The organism is Salinimicrobium sediminis (assembly GCF_900215295.1).
GTDB lineage: Bacteria > Bacteroidota > Bacteroidia > Flavobacteriales > Flavobacteriaceae > Salinimicrobium > Salinimicrobium sediminis.
Window position 1 is genome coordinate 397,718 of the sequence record NZ_OCMF01000003.1, and the last position, 16,529, is coordinate 414,246.

General features: G+C 38.7%; 21 protein-coding genes. All 21 read left to right on the forward strand.

All coding sequences use genetic code 11. The features are described from left to right. Positions 1–2: 2 nt before the first annotated feature. The 21 genes from CRO16_RS12860 (at position 3) to CRO16_RS12955 (ending at position 16,355) form a co-directional block, all read left to right on the forward strand. Positions 3–617 (forward strand): fumarylacetoacetate hydrolase family protein, encoded by a 615-nt coding sequence (locus tag CRO16_RS12860; RefSeq protein WP_097056776.1) that lies wholly within the window; start codon positions 3–5, stop codon positions 615–617. After that, positions 614–952, forward strand: coding sequence for an Hpt domain-containing protein (locus tag CRO16_RS12865; RefSeq protein WP_097056777.1), 339 nt, complete (start codon positions 614–616; stop codon positions 950–952). Before CRO16_RS12860 ends, CRO16_RS12865 begins: the two co-directional genes overlap by 4 nt. Further along, entirely contained in the window at positions 952–2,211 is a 1,260-nt protein-coding gene (locus tag CRO16_RS12870; protein WP_097056778.1) for a competence/damage-inducible protein A, read from the forward strand. Before CRO16_RS12865 ends, CRO16_RS12870 begins: the two co-directional genes overlap by 1 nt. Positions 2,212–2,639: 428 nt before the next feature. Then, a complete protein-coding gene (rpmB, locus tag CRO16_RS12875) occupies positions 2,640–2,879 on the forward strand; it encodes a 50S ribosomal protein L28 (RefSeq protein ID WP_097056779.1) in 240 nt (79 codons plus the stop codon). Between the two features lie 24 nt (positions 2,880–2,903). Continuing rightward, positions 2,904–3,086 carry a 50S ribosomal protein L33 gene (gene rpmG, locus CRO16_RS12880; RefSeq protein WP_013070733.1) on the forward strand — a complete coding sequence of 61 codons (183 nt, stop codon included), beginning with the start codon at positions 2,904–2,906 and terminating at the stop codon, positions 3,084–3,086. Between the two features lie 7 nt (positions 3,087–3,093). Beyond that, complete coding sequence (locus CRO16_RS12885; protein WP_097056780.1) at positions 3,094–3,246, forward strand: DUF4295 domain-containing protein; 153 nt, start codon at positions 3,094–3,096, stop codon at positions 3,244–3,246. Between the two features lie 132 nt (positions 3,247–3,378). Next, on the forward strand, positions 3,379–4,332 hold the full coding sequence (gene ftsY, locus CRO16_RS12890) for a signal recognition particle-docking protein FtsY (RefSeq protein WP_097056781.1): 954 nt from the start codon (positions 3,379–3,381) through the stop codon (positions 4,330–4,332). A 16-nt stretch (positions 4,333–4,348) separates the two neighbouring features. Then, a complete protein-coding gene (locus CRO16_RS12895) occupies positions 4,349–6,019 on the forward strand; it encodes an amidase family protein (RefSeq protein ID WP_097056782.1) in 1,671 nt (556 codons plus the stop codon). Between the two features lies 1 nt (position 6,020). Further along, complete coding sequence (locus tag CRO16_RS12900) at positions 6,021–6,299, forward strand: hypothetical protein (RefSeq protein WP_097056783.1); 279 nt, start codon at positions 6,021–6,023, stop codon at positions 6,297–6,299. A gap of 173 nt (positions 6,300–6,472) precedes the next feature. Then, complete coding sequence (locus CRO16_RS12905) at positions 6,473–6,850, forward strand: YkvA family protein (protein ID WP_097056784.1); 378 nt, start codon at positions 6,473–6,475, stop codon at positions 6,848–6,850. A 125-nt stretch (positions 6,851–6,975) separates the two neighbouring features. Beyond that, positions 6,976–7,371: a hypothetical protein gene (locus tag CRO16_RS12910; RefSeq protein WP_097056785.1), complete on the forward strand. Its 396-nt coding sequence runs from the start codon at positions 6,976–6,978 to the stop codon at positions 7,369–7,371. Between the two features lie 160 nt (positions 7,372–7,531). After that, a complete protein-coding gene (locus CRO16_RS12915) occupies positions 7,532–10,333 on the forward strand; it encodes a TrlF family AAA-like ATPase (RefSeq protein WP_097056786.1) in 2,802 nt (933 codons plus the stop codon). Between the two features lie 163 nt (positions 10,334–10,496). Next, a complete protein-coding gene (locus CRO16_RS12920) occupies positions 10,497–10,973 on the forward strand; it encodes a hypothetical protein (RefSeq protein WP_097056787.1) in 477 nt (158 codons plus the stop codon). Positions 10,974–11,034: 61 nt separating this feature from the next. Beyond that, positions 11,035–11,310: a hypothetical protein gene (locus CRO16_RS16055; RefSeq protein WP_143544539.1), complete on the forward strand. Its 276-nt coding sequence runs from the start codon at positions 11,035–11,037 to the stop codon at positions 11,308–11,310. 360 nt (positions 11,311–11,670) lie between these two features. Next, entirely contained in the window at positions 11,671–12,021 is a 351-nt protein-coding gene (locus CRO16_RS12925; RefSeq protein WP_097056788.1) for a bleomycin resistance protein, read from the forward strand. 284 nt (positions 12,022–12,305) lie between these two features. Then, positions 12,306–13,154: a hypothetical protein gene (locus CRO16_RS12930; RefSeq protein WP_097056789.1), complete on the forward strand. Its 849-nt coding sequence runs from the start codon at positions 12,306–12,308 to the stop codon at positions 13,152–13,154. 91 nt (positions 13,155–13,245) lie between these two features. After that, on the forward strand, positions 13,246–13,635 hold the full coding sequence (locus tag CRO16_RS12935; protein WP_097056790.1) for a hypothetical protein: 390 nt from the start codon (positions 13,246–13,248) through the stop codon (positions 13,633–13,635). A 229-nt stretch (positions 13,636–13,864) separates the two neighbouring features. Further along, positions 13,865–14,287: a hypothetical protein gene (locus tag CRO16_RS12940; protein WP_245859047.1), complete on the forward strand. Its 423-nt coding sequence runs from the start codon at positions 13,865–13,867 to the stop codon at positions 14,285–14,287. 8 nt (positions 14,288–14,295) lie between these two features. After that, complete coding sequence (locus tag CRO16_RS12945) at positions 14,296–14,775, forward strand: VOC family protein (protein ID WP_097056792.1); 480 nt, start codon at positions 14,296–14,298, stop codon at positions 14,773–14,775. A 38-nt stretch (positions 14,776–14,813) separates the two neighbouring features. Then, the gene (locus tag CRO16_RS12950) at positions 14,814–15,386 is read left to right on the forward strand and encodes a hypothetical protein (protein ID WP_097056793.1); all 573 of its coding nucleotides are present in this window, start codon (positions 14,814–14,816) and stop codon (positions 15,384–15,386) included. Positions 15,387–15,494: 108 nt separating this feature from the next. Further along, on the forward strand, positions 15,495–16,355 hold the full coding sequence (locus CRO16_RS12955) for an aminotransferase class IV (protein ID WP_097056794.1): 861 nt from the start codon (positions 15,495–15,497) through the stop codon (positions 16,353–16,355). Positions 16,356–16,529: the final 174 nt, after the last annotated feature.

Sequence of the window (16,529 nt, forward strand, 5' to 3'; positions counted from 1 at the left end):
CGATGAAAATTATCTGTATTGGCCGCAACTATACCGAACATATTGCGGAATTGAAAAATGAGCGGCCGCAGGAGCCGGTGATCTTTCTGAAACCCGATTCTGCTATCCTGCTTAAAAAGATGCCTTTCTTTATTCCTCCCTTTTCACAAGATGTACATTACGAGGTAGAATTGCTGGTAAGGATCAATAAGATCGGAAAGCATATTCAGCAGAAGTTTGCTCATAAATACTATGACGAAATAGGTCTGGGAATAGATTTCACGGCAAGAGATCTGCAGCAAAAGCTAAAGGAAAAAGGGCTTCCGTGGGAAAAGGCAAAAGCCTTTGATGGTTCGGCAGTCATCGGGGAGAAGTGGCTTAAAAAAACCCATTTTCAGGACTTGAATAATATTAGTTTTAGCCTTGAAAAGAATGGAGAAGCGGTACAAAGCGGGACAACTTCTCACATGTTGTGGAAAATTGACGAAATAATTGAATATATTTCACAATATTTTACGCTTAAGATCGGGGATATAATTTTTACCGGAACTCCGGCGGGAGTTGGGCCGGTGGCGATCAATGATACTCTGACAGGTTTTATAGAAGACAAACAAATTTTTTCAATACAGGTAAAATGAAAAATTACAATTTAGACAGCGTCGAGGAAATGGCCGGAGGCGATCAGGATTTTGTAAAAGTCGTTGTCCAGACATTCCTGGAGGAGATTCCGCCAGATTTGGAGGGGATGAACCAGGCGGTGACTCAGGAAAATGCCAGCCAGGCTTACCAGTACGCTCATAAAATGAAGCCAAATCTTCAAATGTTCGGCCTGGAGCTAATGCCACAGATCAAGATCATCGAAGAGTGGTCAAAGTCTGGTAAAGACAATGCTGAAGTTCATGAAGCTGCCCGTATCATCACCGATAAATACAAAAAAGCAGAAGCAGAACTCAAGGAAGATTTCGACCTGTAATGATCGCAGAAATTATCACCATTGGCGATGAGATTCTCATTGGACAAATCGTGGATTCCAACTCGGCTTTTATTGCCAAAGAGCTGAACCTTATTGGGATCTCGGTCTACCAGATCACCTCTGTGCAGGATGATAAAGACCATATTCTTACGGCTCTCAAAGAAGCTTCGGAAAGGGCAGATGTGGTGATCCTCACCGGGGGACTTGGTCCTACAAAAGACGATGTCACCAAATATACATTCACAGAATATTTTGATGATAAGTTGGTGCTCAATGAGGCTGTGCTTAAGCATGTAGAGGAGCTTTTTGAAAAATATAAAAAAACACCCATTTCAGATCTTAACCGGGAGCAGGCCATGGTGCCTTCTAAAGCGAAGGTGCTGCACAATAAGAACGGTACTGCACCGGGAATGTGGATGGAGCAGGGGAAGAAGGTGTTTATTTCCTTGCCGGGAGTGCCCTATGAGATGAAGGCATTGATGGAGGAGGAAGTAATCCCGGGGCTGCAGGAGAAATATGACCGCCCGTTTATCTATCATAAAACCATTCTCACCAGTGGAGAAGGGGAAAGTGCTATTGCAAACAGGCTTGCCGGTTTTGAGGATGAATTACCTTCCCATATAAAACTGGCGTATTTACCCGGCCTGGGAAGAGTTCGCTTACGACTCTCCGGAAAAGGAGAAGATGAAGAAGAGTTGATAAAGTCGGTCGAGAAACAAGTAGAAGGCCTGTATGAACTCCTGGGGGATATTATTTCGGAAGAGCAGGAGGAGGACGAGAAAATTGCGGTGCAAATAAGTAAACTGCTAACCGAACGCAAACTATTTTTGTCTGCTGCAGAAAGTTGTACAGGAGGAGCGCTTTCTGCTGCTTTTACCACTCATCCGGGAGCGTCGTCCTGTTTTAAAGGGGGGCTGGTATCTTATGCTACTCAGGCAAAGCAGGAGATCCTGCACGTTCCTAAGGAGCTTATTGAAAAATATAGCGTGGTAAGTGCCGAGGTGGCGGAAGCTATGGCTAAGAACGCGAAAAAAATGTTTAAGACAGATTATGCCTTATCCACAACAGGAAACGCCGGCCCTACAAAAGGGGACAGCGATGCCGAAGTGGGCACTGTTTTTGTTGGTTTGGCTACTCCTGAAAAAACCTATTCCAAAAAATTCATTTTTGGCAACAGCAGGGATCATGTGGTGAAGCAAAGCGTACAGAAGGCCTTTGAAATGATCCTGAAGGAAATTACTTCTGAAGATAGAAGTTAGAGGTACGAAGTTAGAAGTACGCGGGGGTTAAGGCCACCAATCCACGAATAAATTTTTTCAAGTCTAACCTGCAAGGTCTTTTTTGGACCTTATAGGTTTTTCAGGTAGTTGCACTTTTAACCTTCTAAGGTTATATGATCACAATGGGTAAGCACAGATCGTCAGTCCGCGGCATCGGGAATAGGTCATTTTTGAGCAAATTTTAATTCGATTTTCCGACTATGGGAGTTCTCCGGCAGGAAATCTTCCGAAGAAAATGAAATAAATCCTTCCGCAGAAGTTTTAAAAACGGAATTTTTGAGAGAGATTTCGGGAGCTGATGTGAAAAAGGAAATTCAAAAAAATATTTTTTATTCCCTATTGGCTATTAGGTAAAAAAATCGTTAATTTGCAGCCTGTTTTGAAATAACGAGTTAAAGTATAGAGCAATGTCAAGAGTTTGTGAACTTACAGGTAAGAAAGCAATGGTAGGAAACAATGTTTCCCACGCGATGAATAAAACAAAACGTAAATTTGACGCCAATTTGGTTAAAAAACGTTTTTATATCCCTGAGGAAGATAAATGGATCACTTTAAAAGTATCTACTTCTGCAATTAAGAATATTAATAAGAAGGGAATCTCAGCTGTAATCAAAGAAGCAAGGGAAAAAGGATTTTTAAACAAGTAATCCTCACATTTAAGACGCAGTAAAATGGCAAAGAAAGGTAACAGAGTTCAGGTTATATTAGAATGTACAGAACACAAAGCATCGGGACAGCCCGGTACTTCAAGATATATTACAACCAAAAACAAAAAGAACACGCCAGATAGAATGGAGTTGAAGAAATTCAACCCTATCCTAAAGAAAATGACGGTTCATAAAGAAATTAAATAAGTAGGTCATGGCAAAGAAATCAGTAGCAACATTACAGACAGGATCAAAGAGGTTAACTAAAGCCATTAAAATGGTGAAGTCTCCAAAGACCGGTGCCTATACATTTGTGGAAGCTATTATGGCTCCTGAAATGGTAAATGACTTCCTGAACAAAAAATAAGTTATTTTCAAAATATTTTGAAAGCCGTTCCGATCGCCATCGGGACGGCTTTTTGTTTTTGTGTATATTTACCCTCGGCATCCTGCCCATAGGTATTTTACCATTTTTGTACAATAAAGACTAAAGCAAATAATGAGTTTATTTAAAAAAATGTTCTCCCGGGAGAAGAAGGAGACCCTGGATAAAGGGCTCGAAAAATCAAAAAATGATTTCTTTTCCAAACTGGGAAAAGCTGTTGCCGGGAAATCCAAGGTTGATGATGAGGTCCTTGATGACCTGGAAGATGTGCTTGTGAGCAGCGATGTTGGTGTGGGTACCACCGTAAAGATCATTAACCGTATTGAGGCAAGAGTGGCAAAAGATAAATTTTTGGGTACCGAAGAACTTAACAAGATCCTTCGCGAAGAAATAGCTGCACTTTTAGCCGAAACCAATTCTGGTGAAGCTACAGATTTCTATGTGCCTTCAGATAAAAAACCTTACGTGATCATGGTGGTGGGTGTTAATGGCGTGGGAAAAACCACGACCATAGGAAAACTTGCCTATCAGTTTAAAAAAGAAGGAAAAAAAGTGGTGCTTGGCGCTGCAGATACTTTCCGTGCCGCAGCAATCGATCAGCTACAGGTGTGGGCAGATAGGGTAGATGTGCCTATCGTAAAACAGCAAATGGGCAGCGATCCTGCTTCCGTGGCTTTTGATTCGGTGCAGAGTGCCGTAAAACAAGGTGCAGATGTGGTGATCATTGATACCGCCGGCCGACTCCACAACAAGGTGAACCTTATGAACGAGCTCACCAAGGTGAAAAGGGTTATGCAGAAAGTGGTGGATAACGCACCTCATGAAGTACTCCTGGTGTTGGATGGTTCTACAGGACAAAATGCCTTTGAACAGGCTAAGCAGTTTACCGCGGCGACCGAAGTTACTTCCCTTGCCGTAACAAAGCTGGACGGAACTGCAAAAGGAGGAGTGGTGATTGGTATAAGTGATCAGTTCCAGATCCCTGTAAAGTATATTGGAGTAGGGGAAGGTATTGAAGACCTTCAGGTATTCAACAAATATGAATTTGTAGATTCATTTTTCAAATAAAATTCCCGTTTAACTTATGAAGAAAATTTACCTGCTGCCCGTTCTTAGCCTATTGATCTTTTCCTGTAAAGTTGATCCCAAACAGGGAGAAACTGCAGTGGCACCCCAGGTGCGTTGGGAAGCCACAGATGAGAGTGCCGAGCTGGAAGAACAGTCTTCTCATGAGATTGAGAGAATGCGTTTTAAATTGATCAACTCAAAATATCTGGATAAAAACAACATTTGGGCGCCCTTTGAAGAAGATCTTGCCCGTTTTTCTGCGGAAAAATATGAAAGGTTAAAGCCTATTATCATGGAGAGGTCTATCCCCGAGCTGCAGCAGGCGGTGAAAACAGGGGCCCTAACCTATGAGGATCTTACCCTGTTCTACATCTACCGTATAAGGGAGATTGAAAGCAACAACAATAAATCTTTAAATGCGGTCATCGCGCTTAATCCCAATGTGGTGGAGCAGGCGAGACAGCTGGATGAGAGAGCCGCCCCGGCGGTGAACGAGAATTCTGTATATGGTATGCCTGTCCTGCTGAAGGATAATATCAATACTTCTGAAATGAAAACCACGGCTGGTGCTTTGGCTCTGGCAGAGAATCAACCATCCAAAAATGCCTTTATCGTAGATCGTTTGGAGCGGCACAAAGCACTTATTCTGGGAAAAGTGAATCTCAGTGAATGGGCATATTACTTTTGCGATGACTGCCCTCTCGGCTACAGTGCAGTGGGCGGACAAACGTTAAATCCCTACGGAAGAAAGAAATTTGAAACCGGCGGCTCCAGCTCAGGAAGCGGGGTAGCTGTGGCGGCAAATTATGCAGTCGCTGCAGTAGGAACTGAAACTGCGGGATCCATTTTGTCACCGGCTTCCAAAAATTCGGTGGTAGGCTTAAAGCCCACAGTGGGATTACTGAGTCGCAGCGGAATTGTGCCTATTTCATCCACTTTAGACACTCCCGGTCCCATGACCAAATACGTGATCGATAATGCTATCCTCCTTAACGCCCTTACGGGAAAAGATGTAGAAGATGCAGCATCGGTTGAAGGTGGAAAGAATTATTTAAAGAACCTTTCTTCGGAAGGTCTTAAAGGGAAAAGAATCGGAGTGATGAAAGAGCTGCTTACAGATTCCCTGTACAATTCAGCAGTAGCCCAAATGAGAAGTGAAGGGGCCGTGATCGTGGAATTTGAAGCGCCGGAAGTGCAGCTGGACAATTTCCTCACCCTCCTAAATGCCGATATGAAAAAGGATCTTCCGGTCTATCTCTCCAACTATGCCGGGGATGCAATTACTTTTAAAAATGCAGAGGCGATCACCAAATATAACATGGAAGATAGCCTGTTGCGTGCCCCTTATGGACAGGTCCTGTTTGAAGGGATCGTGGCCGATACTACCAGCGCCGAAGACCTTGAAAGGATCTCTGCCGACCTGCAGGAAAAGGGGAGAAAATTCTTTGATGATCCAATGCAAAAACATAAGCTCGATGCTGTGGCTTCCATCAACAACTACCATGCGGCTTTTGCGGCGGTGGCCAAATATCCTGCCCTTGCAGTACCTGCGGGACTGGAAAATACTGGAGAACCTAAGAGCATCACCTTTATTGCCAAACCTTTTGAAGAGGACAAACTGCTGGAGATAGGTTATGCCTTTGAACAGCAAACACATTTGAGACGGGCGCCAAAGAATTACAACTAATATGTCACACAGAAACCTGGTGATCCTCACCAAGATCATCCTGTTCTACAGCATCTTTTATATCATCATGAAGGCGATAGCCATTTTTGGGGGCGCCTGGTTGGTACCCAATCTGCTATTGATGGTTCCGTTTTTGATCCTCGGGATCATCGCCGGGCTGCAGGTAAAAAAAGAGCAATATTCCTGGTCGTTTGTGGGGATAGGCGCTGCAGTGATCATCCTTACCAGGATCTATGAAACCGAATTTGCTTTCTGGGTACAGCAACAGCTCACAACCTGATCTGGAGCAGAACAGTTTTGAAAAATATGATTTGGAAGCCTGAAGTGATCTTCAGGCTTTTTTTATACCTGCATAGAACAGACCTGCGGAAAGATCTCAGGTTGCTTTGCGGGTGATCTAATTTGTATAAATTGAATCGGGTATTACTGAACAGGAACTTTTAGAACAACAGCATGAGATCTCTTTTTAACAGGTTTAAGAATTGGGTGAAGCGATTAAAGAGGGATCTAAATGCGCTGCGAATTGCCATGATCGAAAATCTGGTGCCCTGGTATGTCAAGATCCTGATCATTGTAACCGTTGGCTATGCTTTAAGTCCCATCGATCTCATCCCCGACTTTATTCCGATCCTGGGGCTCCTGGATGACCTCCTTATCGTCCCTTTGCTTATTTATCTCACCATAAAGCTCATTCCTAAAGAGACCATGGAACATTGCCGGGAACTGGCTGCCACAAGAGAGCTGCCTCAAAAGAAGAGCTGGATAGTTGGCGGGATCATCATTGGCATCTGGGTTTCCCTGGCAGCATGGGCAGCCATGAAATATTGGTAGGTTAGGCAGATAGTGAGGCTTCTCTCTCCGTCCATTACGGTTTCCCGCAATTTTCTTTAACAAAATTTTAATAGCTTTACTGAACCTGCAGTAAAATTGTATTTATCCCTGGTAAACTGGTTATAATGAATAGTTTTTATTGTGGTAAAAGACGTTGTAGGCAATTTACACTAACTAACAGAAATTATGAGAAAACTCTTTTTTTTAATCGTTCTATTGTAGTAATAACATCTTGTGGAAGAGACGATGAGAAACTGTCCATTACTAATTTTAATGAGAGTAGAACTATAAAGTTAGAACCTTATAAATGGTATCCTTATGCAATGATTAATATTAGAGTCAAAGGATATGTAGATGATACAATAAAAATTAAGCGTGGAGCCCCTTTTTATGACATTAATTTAGTTGGACAACTGGATACAGTCAGACAAATGGAATATTACGGCGAGGGTCCCGTAGAATTCACTTTTGATCCATATAGAGCTACAAAAGGTAATTTGGAAATTATTATAGAACTTTAATAAAACTGCCTACAACAGCATATAAAAACAATGCTCAAACCTGTCTTGAATCGAAATTCCCTGCTCGCTTGCTTAGCGGATTGTCCTACGGACAATCACGCTCGCCAGCTCGCACAGTTTTTATACGAGACGTTACCAGCAAGCAAAAAACACAACATAAATGACAGATTTAAATTACAAAGGAAGTAGATGGTTTAAATGTGATTTACATCTACACATAACTGCGAGTAAGTGTTTTGAAGACCAAACTGTAACCGCTCAACAATGGGTTGACAGAGCTATTGAGCAAGGTTTGAATTGTGTTGCTGTTACTGACCATAATACAGGAGCAAGTATTGATGAAATAAAAGAAGCTGCGAAAAACACAACATTGACAATCTTTCCAGGGGTTGAAATAACTTGTGATGCAAGTAAGGTTCATTTACTTATAATTTTTGACACAACTAAAACTACTGCGGACATAAGAGATTTTCTTGTTAGAGCGAATATCAAAGCGGAAGATTTTGGGAAACAAGAGGCGGCAACCATTTCTAGTATTTTTGAAATATCCGAATTAGCTATAAAAGATGGAGCATTAGTAATTCCAGCACATATTGACGAATACAACGGACTTGGCTCAGTAAGTGTTGGAAATTTAAAAAAATTATATGCCGAATATGAGATAAATGCGGTTCAAGTAGTTCATAAGGAATTTTTAGACCCTTCTTTACAAACGACAGGTAATGTAGATTTGAAAGCAAAGTTGAACGATTATTATAATAATCCAACACCTTCAATCGAAGATTCAACGATTAAAGAATGGTACACTTCTGTAAAATACGCCTTAGAATCTAAAAAAGCTATTGTAACTTTCTCCGACAACCCACACGCACCAAAAAATTCTAAACACGGTTTAGATGGAATTGGAACTAGGTTTACTTGGATTAAAATGGGAGCTACACCTTCACTTGAAGGTTTGAGACAAGCCTTTTTATTACCTGATTTCAGAATTAAGAATGATTTTAATTCTCCTAATTCGCCTTATAATCTTCCAGAATTGTGGATTAAATCTATTACGGTTTCTAATTCAACAATAACGGAAGACAACATACCTCTAAAAATAGATTTTAACCCACAATTAACTACAATTATTGGAGGTCGTGGTAGTGGAAAATCAAGTATTTTGAGATTTATTCGAGGCTTGTTTAATCGTACAAATGATTTAGCCGATTTAACAGAAATTCTTGAAGACCATAATCACTTTTATAAAAGTTTTGATACTAGAACTCAAAAAGGTGTTATCAAGAAAGACACTTCAGTTGAGATAGAGTTTATAAGAAATAGTATTATTTATAAAATAATAGCAAGCAATATTTCTAATTCAGTTAATCAAACAATCATTATTCAGAAATACGATTCAGAAACAGATGATTGGATTTTGGAGGAAGCTGAATCATTTATTGACTTTTTTCAATATGAGCAATATTCTCAAAAACAGATATATGAAATAGCTCAAGAACCTAATTCATTAAGAGAGAGAATTGATAAATCTATATCTGGAATGGAATCTCTTGTAAATGAGAGAGAAATAATCAAAAAAGAGTTTTTAGAGAAATCAGCTTCCATAAGAACAATAAGACAACAAATTTCAGGAAAAGGAAAACTACAAACTGAAATAACGGATTTAGACGCTCGTATTAAATTATTACAACAAAGTGGTATAGCTTCATTGCTAACTTCAAAAAATATGTTCACAAGTCAAAAAAAGACTATTGATGAATTTCTTCAAGAAGCCAAAAACAATGAGGATGAAATCGAAAATCTTTCGAATACTCTTAATGTAGAGGAAATTGATTTTACAAAATTTGACACAAAGTATTCTGACGAAATTTCTCCATTAAGCAAAAATGTTGTTGATGGTTATGAAGAAGTCAGACGTGAAATTGAGGCTTTAAAGCAAAAAGCTGAGAAATTAAGAACCGACTTTAAAACCTCATTGCTTTTAACAAATTGGAATAAAGATTTTGACCAAAATAATCTTGATTTCAACGCTAAAAAAATTGAATTAGAAGCTCAAGGAATTGATGACATTTCTAATTATGAAAAACTTTCAGAAGCTAAAAAAGCAAAAGAATTAGAGCTAGAAAAAATAATAACTATTGAACTAAGTCTAACAACTGAAATAGCTGAAAGAGAAAATCTACAAAATCAATTCTTGCAGAAGACTAAAGACATTACTTTCTTAAGAAGTAATTTTGTAGCTGACTTAATGCAAGATGATAAAGTAAAAGTTTCAATTAAGCAATTTAGAAATAAAGCTGATTTTGTAAATAAAATTAGAGCTATTACTCAAAGATGGACTGGTTTCGAAACTGATATTGATTCATTGGTTGACATTTGTTTTAATGGCATTGTTGAGAATAAAATTAAAGATGTTCGCGATATCTTTTTAAAAATTAAAAAAGAGGAAACTGTAACAAATGTTAGTGGGTACTTTGTGAATTTAGTAAAGGGAATGTCTGAATCTCAAATTGATGAAATTGAGTTACTAATTCCCGAAGATGAAATTGATATACAATACAAACCGTCGGGTTCATCTACATTTAAGCCATTATCTACAGCATCAGCAGGTCAAAAAACAACAGCGATTTTGACATTTATTCTTTCTCAAGGTAACACGCCTCTTTTATTAGACCAACCAGAAGATGATTTAGATAATAGATTAGTTTATGAATTAATTGTTGATCGCTTAAAACAAGCTAAAGAAAATAGGCAAATCATAGTAGTTACCCATAATGCAAATATTCCAGTAAATGGAGATGCTGAATATATTTTGTCAATGGATTCTGAAAGTAAGAATTTAGAAGTTCTATATTCTGGAACAGTTGAAGAACCGACCATTAAAAAAGAAATTTGTGACGTTATGGAAGGAAGTGAAAAAGCTTTTAATATGCGTTCGGAAAGGTATAAACATATTAAATAGCCAGCTGGTAACAATGTATATAAAAATAGGCGAAATAGTAATAAAATCAAAGGCTTTGACTCGAATCAAAGCTCTTGCTTAATCGAAAGTTTAGAGCTTCGTAACCGCCTACTTTTCATATACTAACCGTTGTAACACATTAAACGAAAATCTCGTGAAAAGAATGAATACCTATATAATTTTCGGAATTTTAGCATTAGTTGGAGTAATTGCCTTCAGCATTTGGAATTCAAAACAGAATTCAAAAACACTTGAAACTTCTGGAATTCTGACTAAATCACGGAATAGTGAAATCCCACAAGAAAAACGGGATCTAAAACTCGTTGTTACATATGATTATGGAGAAAGAACAAAAGTAATATCTGAAAAAGCGACAGCGGAAATAATAAAAAGCACGATGAAATCAATCAATTGGAATGAATTTCACATTGTGCAACTAGAAGACGAAAATAGTAGTGGTTATCAGGCTTTGGACGTTGGTGGAAGTTTAGGTGATGATGGGTTAGCTTCTGGGCTTATGACAGACGACGAACATATTCTGTTAGTAGAGCCATTAGAAACTGTTGACGAAATGACTGAAATACTTCTTGACTTTTTGAAAGGAGAAGATGTTTGGCGGAATAAATATGAATATAAATAACGCCCTATAACACTGTAAAAACAATGCTTAAACCGGTCCTTAATCGAAAGTCCGTGCTCGCTTGCAACTTTTGATTGTCCTGGGGACAATTACGCACGCCAGCTCGCACAATTTTTTTACTGGACGCTGGCAGCAAGTTGAAAAATTTATAACACGAATTTTCGCTGATGAAAATTTAGATTTAGGTTACATTATGGATGTTAACCAGGAAATGCTTAATGGATATGGTCATGAGGTTCAAACATTAAGATATTTGCTAAACACTTCAGAAATGAAGATTGATGGACAAAATTGGTTTGAATCAATTGATATCAATAAAGTACAGAAAAAAAATTAACAGGATAGGGGATATATTTTTTGGAATTTTAAATGGATACAAACCAGAACTACCCTTTGCTGAATATTCTCCGTAAACTACATTTTTGACTACTTTTAAATTAAATTTTGTACGCCAGATTCAAATTAGTGAATTGCAACTTGCTTTATTTGAAGCTGGTATGAATGCTAAACCTCTGTAAATTATAAGTAACCATTTAAATTAAACATGTGATCTCAAAAGAATTTGAGAATAATGTTTTGATGTTTATTTTTACAAGTTATGCTACTGAAAAATTTCATTTTCAGCCCTTAATGCAAAATTTAGACGATATTTTAAATCTTATTGATCAGGAATTAGATTAAAAATAAAAAACAAATTATGCTGACTCACATTCATCCAAAACTGCCTATGCGTGATAAAAAGCTAACGCGGGAATTTTACATTAGTAAATTAGGATTTAGAGAAATGGGAGATTATGAAGGATATCTAATGGTGCAAAAGGACCAAATTGAGATCCATTTTTTCGAATTCAGGGAGCTTGATCCCGAAGAAAATTATGGCCAGGTGTATATAAGAACTGATGATATTGATGAGTTTTACCAAAGCCTGCTGGATAATAATATCAGTATTCATCCCAATGGACCATTGGAGATCAAACCCTGGGGACAGAAGGAATTTTCGATGCTCGACCCGGACAATAACCTGTTGACCTTTGGACAAAGTATATAATATTCAAAGTGAACTGTTCCTAATCCCAGACCAGGGGTACCAAAAAAAAATTCATGAAAAGCAGGTTGTTAGAAATGAACAATGGCTTATAAGCTATAAGTAAAGTGCTGTGAATAAAAATTTTAAATTTACAAATGGCTTTTTTTGAAATAATTTTTCCTACATTTATTTAAACCCGTTCCGCCGGAAAGTGATTTCTTCCCTACACGCCACTTTCGTTACCCGGGATAGTTATTTTTTTTAAATATTTCATTCGTCTTTTGATCTCACTTAATCCACCAATTATGCGGAAATCTCTCCTATTGCTTTGTTTGATTTTATTTTTTTCATGTTCTCCGGATAATGAAAACGATCCCGAGCCAACTCCGTCTGAAGCTAATCTCATTAAATCTCAGAAAATATATGCTTTTGGAGTCCTGGAAGAGGAGAACAACTACTACTACAATTCCGACGGGAAGATTTCAAAAATAGATATCAATTCGGTTTATCAGGGAATCGGAAGTTTTGAATATTTCTATGATGCCAATGGCCGAATGGAGTCATTTACTTTAACACTGCTAAGCCCATTTGACGATCAAAGAGAGGAGATTACCACCTTGTTTTATGAAGGAGAAAAGATTGTGCGTACTTGCACAACCGTTTCTGTGACCAATGAAGATGGAACCTCAATGGATCCCACTGTAGATAAAGTAGAATACGAATATAATTCCCGCGGCCTGGTTACTAAGCTAATAAAATATGATCATGATTATCAGGCTAGCGCAACCTGTGAAAGCCTTGAGTATATTGAAAGCACGACGAACATGCAATATGATTCCAATGGCAATTTTAGTCGTCTGGAGGATTCAGGGAATGTGTTTGGTTCAATATATCTTACATATACTTTCGATGATACGTTTAATCCCTTCAAAAACATTAAACCCGTCTCCTTTAGAAACATCTATAATTATTCTTCAGAAAACAATGTATTAATGGCAGAAGAATTTAATAGTAATACAAATGAGAAAGTGGGATATGTAGAATACAATTATGAGTTTAATGAAGACAAGTATCCGGTGAGTATAACTAAAAAATGGAGTACTGCTGATGATTTCATGTACCAGACTTACACTTATGAATATACATACTACTAAATCACATTAATGACTGTGAAAAAAATTGAATAAAAACGAAATTTAACCCTGTCGGAAATAACTTTTAAAGATTGGGAAAATACTGAAACAAATGAAAACAAACCTAATACTAGTCTTATCGATTTTCCTTTTCGGAATTTCTCACGCCCAGGAGAATTGCCAAAATTTCAGAACCGGAAATTTTCAGAATATGGAAAACGGAATTTTAAAGGCGACAATCCAAAGAAATGACTCCATTCAGAGGGAACAGTACGGAGAAAAGGAAGTTAAACTCAGAATAGATTGGATTGATGAGTGTAGTTACCGGCTTAAATTTTTAGAAGGAAATGAAGCTTTTTGGAATTCAAGACCTAAAGGCATGTCTACACCCGATTTAATTGTTCGAATTATAGATGTAAACGGAAATAAGTCTATACAGGAATCAAAATTTGAAATAGATGGGGACTTTGTCTATAGAAGTGAAATAATTAAGGTGGAATAAACTATTAAAAACTAATCAAGGACCACGGCAGTTCGCACGGTCTTAATTGGAGACATTCACCAGCTTTGCAATGCATATCACTAAGAAGAACTATTTGAAAGGTAAGACAGTTTTCATTGTTTCTGTTGTTGTAATTATAGCAACTTTTTTAACTGTTTGGCTTACAGGAATAAATTACAACAGGGAAATAACTTCCAATCTTTATTTATCATTATCTATAATAGGCTTAATGTTATTCCTATTTATGACATATGGCCTGTACCGGGGAGTTGGATTAGAAGATAATTTTCCTAAATATCAAGGCTACAAAAAAGGTGATTTCTTTAGTTACAATACGCCGGGAGCCTTTGAAACTCCGGACACTGAAGTTGGAGATGGAATTGCCGGTATACTCCTTTCAATACTTCTTTGGGTTGTAATGACAATTGCTTTAATATTATTAATCATATTGCTGGAAGCTTTATTCTGGTTCTCCCTTTTCATAATCATTATGATGCTGTACTGGATATTTTTCCGGGCATTAAAACTGGTTTTCAATAAATCTGAGAATACAGTCGGCGACATATTTTCATCTATTTCATACTCACTTACGTATACGGCTCTGTATCTGGGATGGATCTTCGGAATCGTTTACCTGACTGAATTATTCTAGAAAAAGCCATGGCGAAAAGTAAGTTAATAGAAATGAATAATGTAGGTGTTGTTGTGGCATCTCTCGACAATGCCATTGCCTTTTTTGAAGAGATAGGCCTCAACCTCGAAGGCAGGATGATGGTGGAAGGGGAGTGGGCAGGAAAAGTAACGGGACTGGAAGATCAGTCGGTTGAGATTGCCATGATGCTTACACCCGACGGGCACAGCCGGATTGAGCTTTCCCGGTTTCTCACGCCTCCCGTCATAGCAGACCACAGAACAGCTCCCGTAAATTCTCTTGGCTACCTGCGCATCATGTTCAGGGTAGACCGGCTTGACGAATTGCTGGCCAGGCTCAAAAAACATGGTGCCGAGGTTGTGGGGGAAGTAGTGAACTATCAAAACGTTTACAGGCTCTGCTACATCCGCGGAGTTGAGGGCCTGCTTATAGGCTTGGCCGAACAACTCACTGAACAAACTACCCAAGACATTTTAGAAAGACCCTGATGCCTGTTTTGCGGGCAAAATTTAAATAATTCCCCTAATTGAGAAAGATCAAACCTGATTTTAATGTTAAACAAATTGGTTCCTTCCGCTTCTATAGCGGGATCTTAGTTGGATTGACCTTTTCATTGATATTAAATCTTTTTTTCCTGAACATCATTAACATGAGCGATGTGATGGCGGCTTTGGCCTACGGTTCATGGGAAACCTCTTTGATCCAAAAATCAGATTTTTATTACTCCTTTTTCTGGAGTTTGTTTTCGATCAGTATCGGGTTCAGTTTTACTACTTACCTGTGGTCAGGAAACCCCCTTTTGAAAACTCCGCGCCAAACAAGGATAAACCGGATAGCTAATACTTATGCATATTTCATCTTTGGGCTGGTACTATTTAGTATCTCACGACTGCTACAGTTGTATATCGAATTTCATAATGTGGAGTATAGCGTAAAAGAGGAATTCGGAATGCTGTTATTCCTGGTTCCGCTTTTTATCTGGTTGTTCCACTGGACCTTTATTTCAAGAATTTATAAGGCTATAAAACCAATGGGAATTTCATTGTTACTGTTTATCATCTATGGTGTTATCTTAGCCTTTACGAGCGGACGATTTTAAAATATTTCAGACTTCAGATTCCCTTGAAAAATCTCAATTTTGACTACTTTTTATTATAGTTTTGAGAAATTCCAATTGGCTGATTCAGGCAAAAACTGATAACATAAAATGAAACCCAAAAAAACATATCCCGCAGAACTTTACCTTAACGGGGAATGGCTGTCGCCTGATAAAGCATTCGTGTCGGTGTTTGATCGGGCCTTCATGTTTGGAGACGGGATCTATGAGGTTACCCCATTCTACTGCGGAAAACCCTTTAGGCTGCAGGATCATTGCGACCGACTCAAATACTGTTTGCAGCAAATAAAAATACCCTTTGATTGTGCCATTTTAGAGCACCTTATGATGCAGGCCCTCTCCCGGTCTGGCCTGGCAAATTCCGATGCGGCTGTATACATTCAGATCTCCCGCGGCAAAGCACCGCGCACACATTATTATCCCGAACATGCAGAACCAACTGTGCTTTTATATGCCTTTCCGGTGGTGCTGGAAAATTTTCATGAGAAACGGTGGAAAGTTCTGGTTTCTGAAGATTTCAGGTGGCAGCGCTGCGACATTAAATCCACTGCTTTACTTGCCAACACCATGTCAAATGAAGAAGCCATCGCCGGGGGATTTGACGAAAACCTGCTCGTACACGATGGTCATTTTACCGAAGGCTCCCATTCCACAGCATTCTTTGTCATGAACAATACCGTCTACACCCACCCCGAAGGTCCGCACATCCTCTCGGGCATTACCCGTAAGGTGGTCCTGGAGATTTGTCGGGACCTGGGGATCTCCTATGAAGAACGGCCGGTAAACATTGAAGAACTGGATAGGGTAGAAGAGGTTTTCCTCACCGGCACCACCACGCAGATCACCATAGTAGAGTCGTTGCATTCAAAAGAAAAGCAGATCTTCACCGCTCAAAAAGGGGAAATTACAAAGAGATTACAGGAAGAGTTCTTGAGAAGAACGAGAGAATAAACATCAAATCACCGTCAATTCGAGTGATTTTCAAAACCTGTTCTCAATATAATTCTGTAACTGCCCTGCAGTTCCAGAATCACTCCTTTAGACTTGTATTAGTAAATTTATTACAAGTTTAATTAAGAAAAGGGAGCTGAACTTAGGTACACTATTTTCACTCAGAATTTTTTA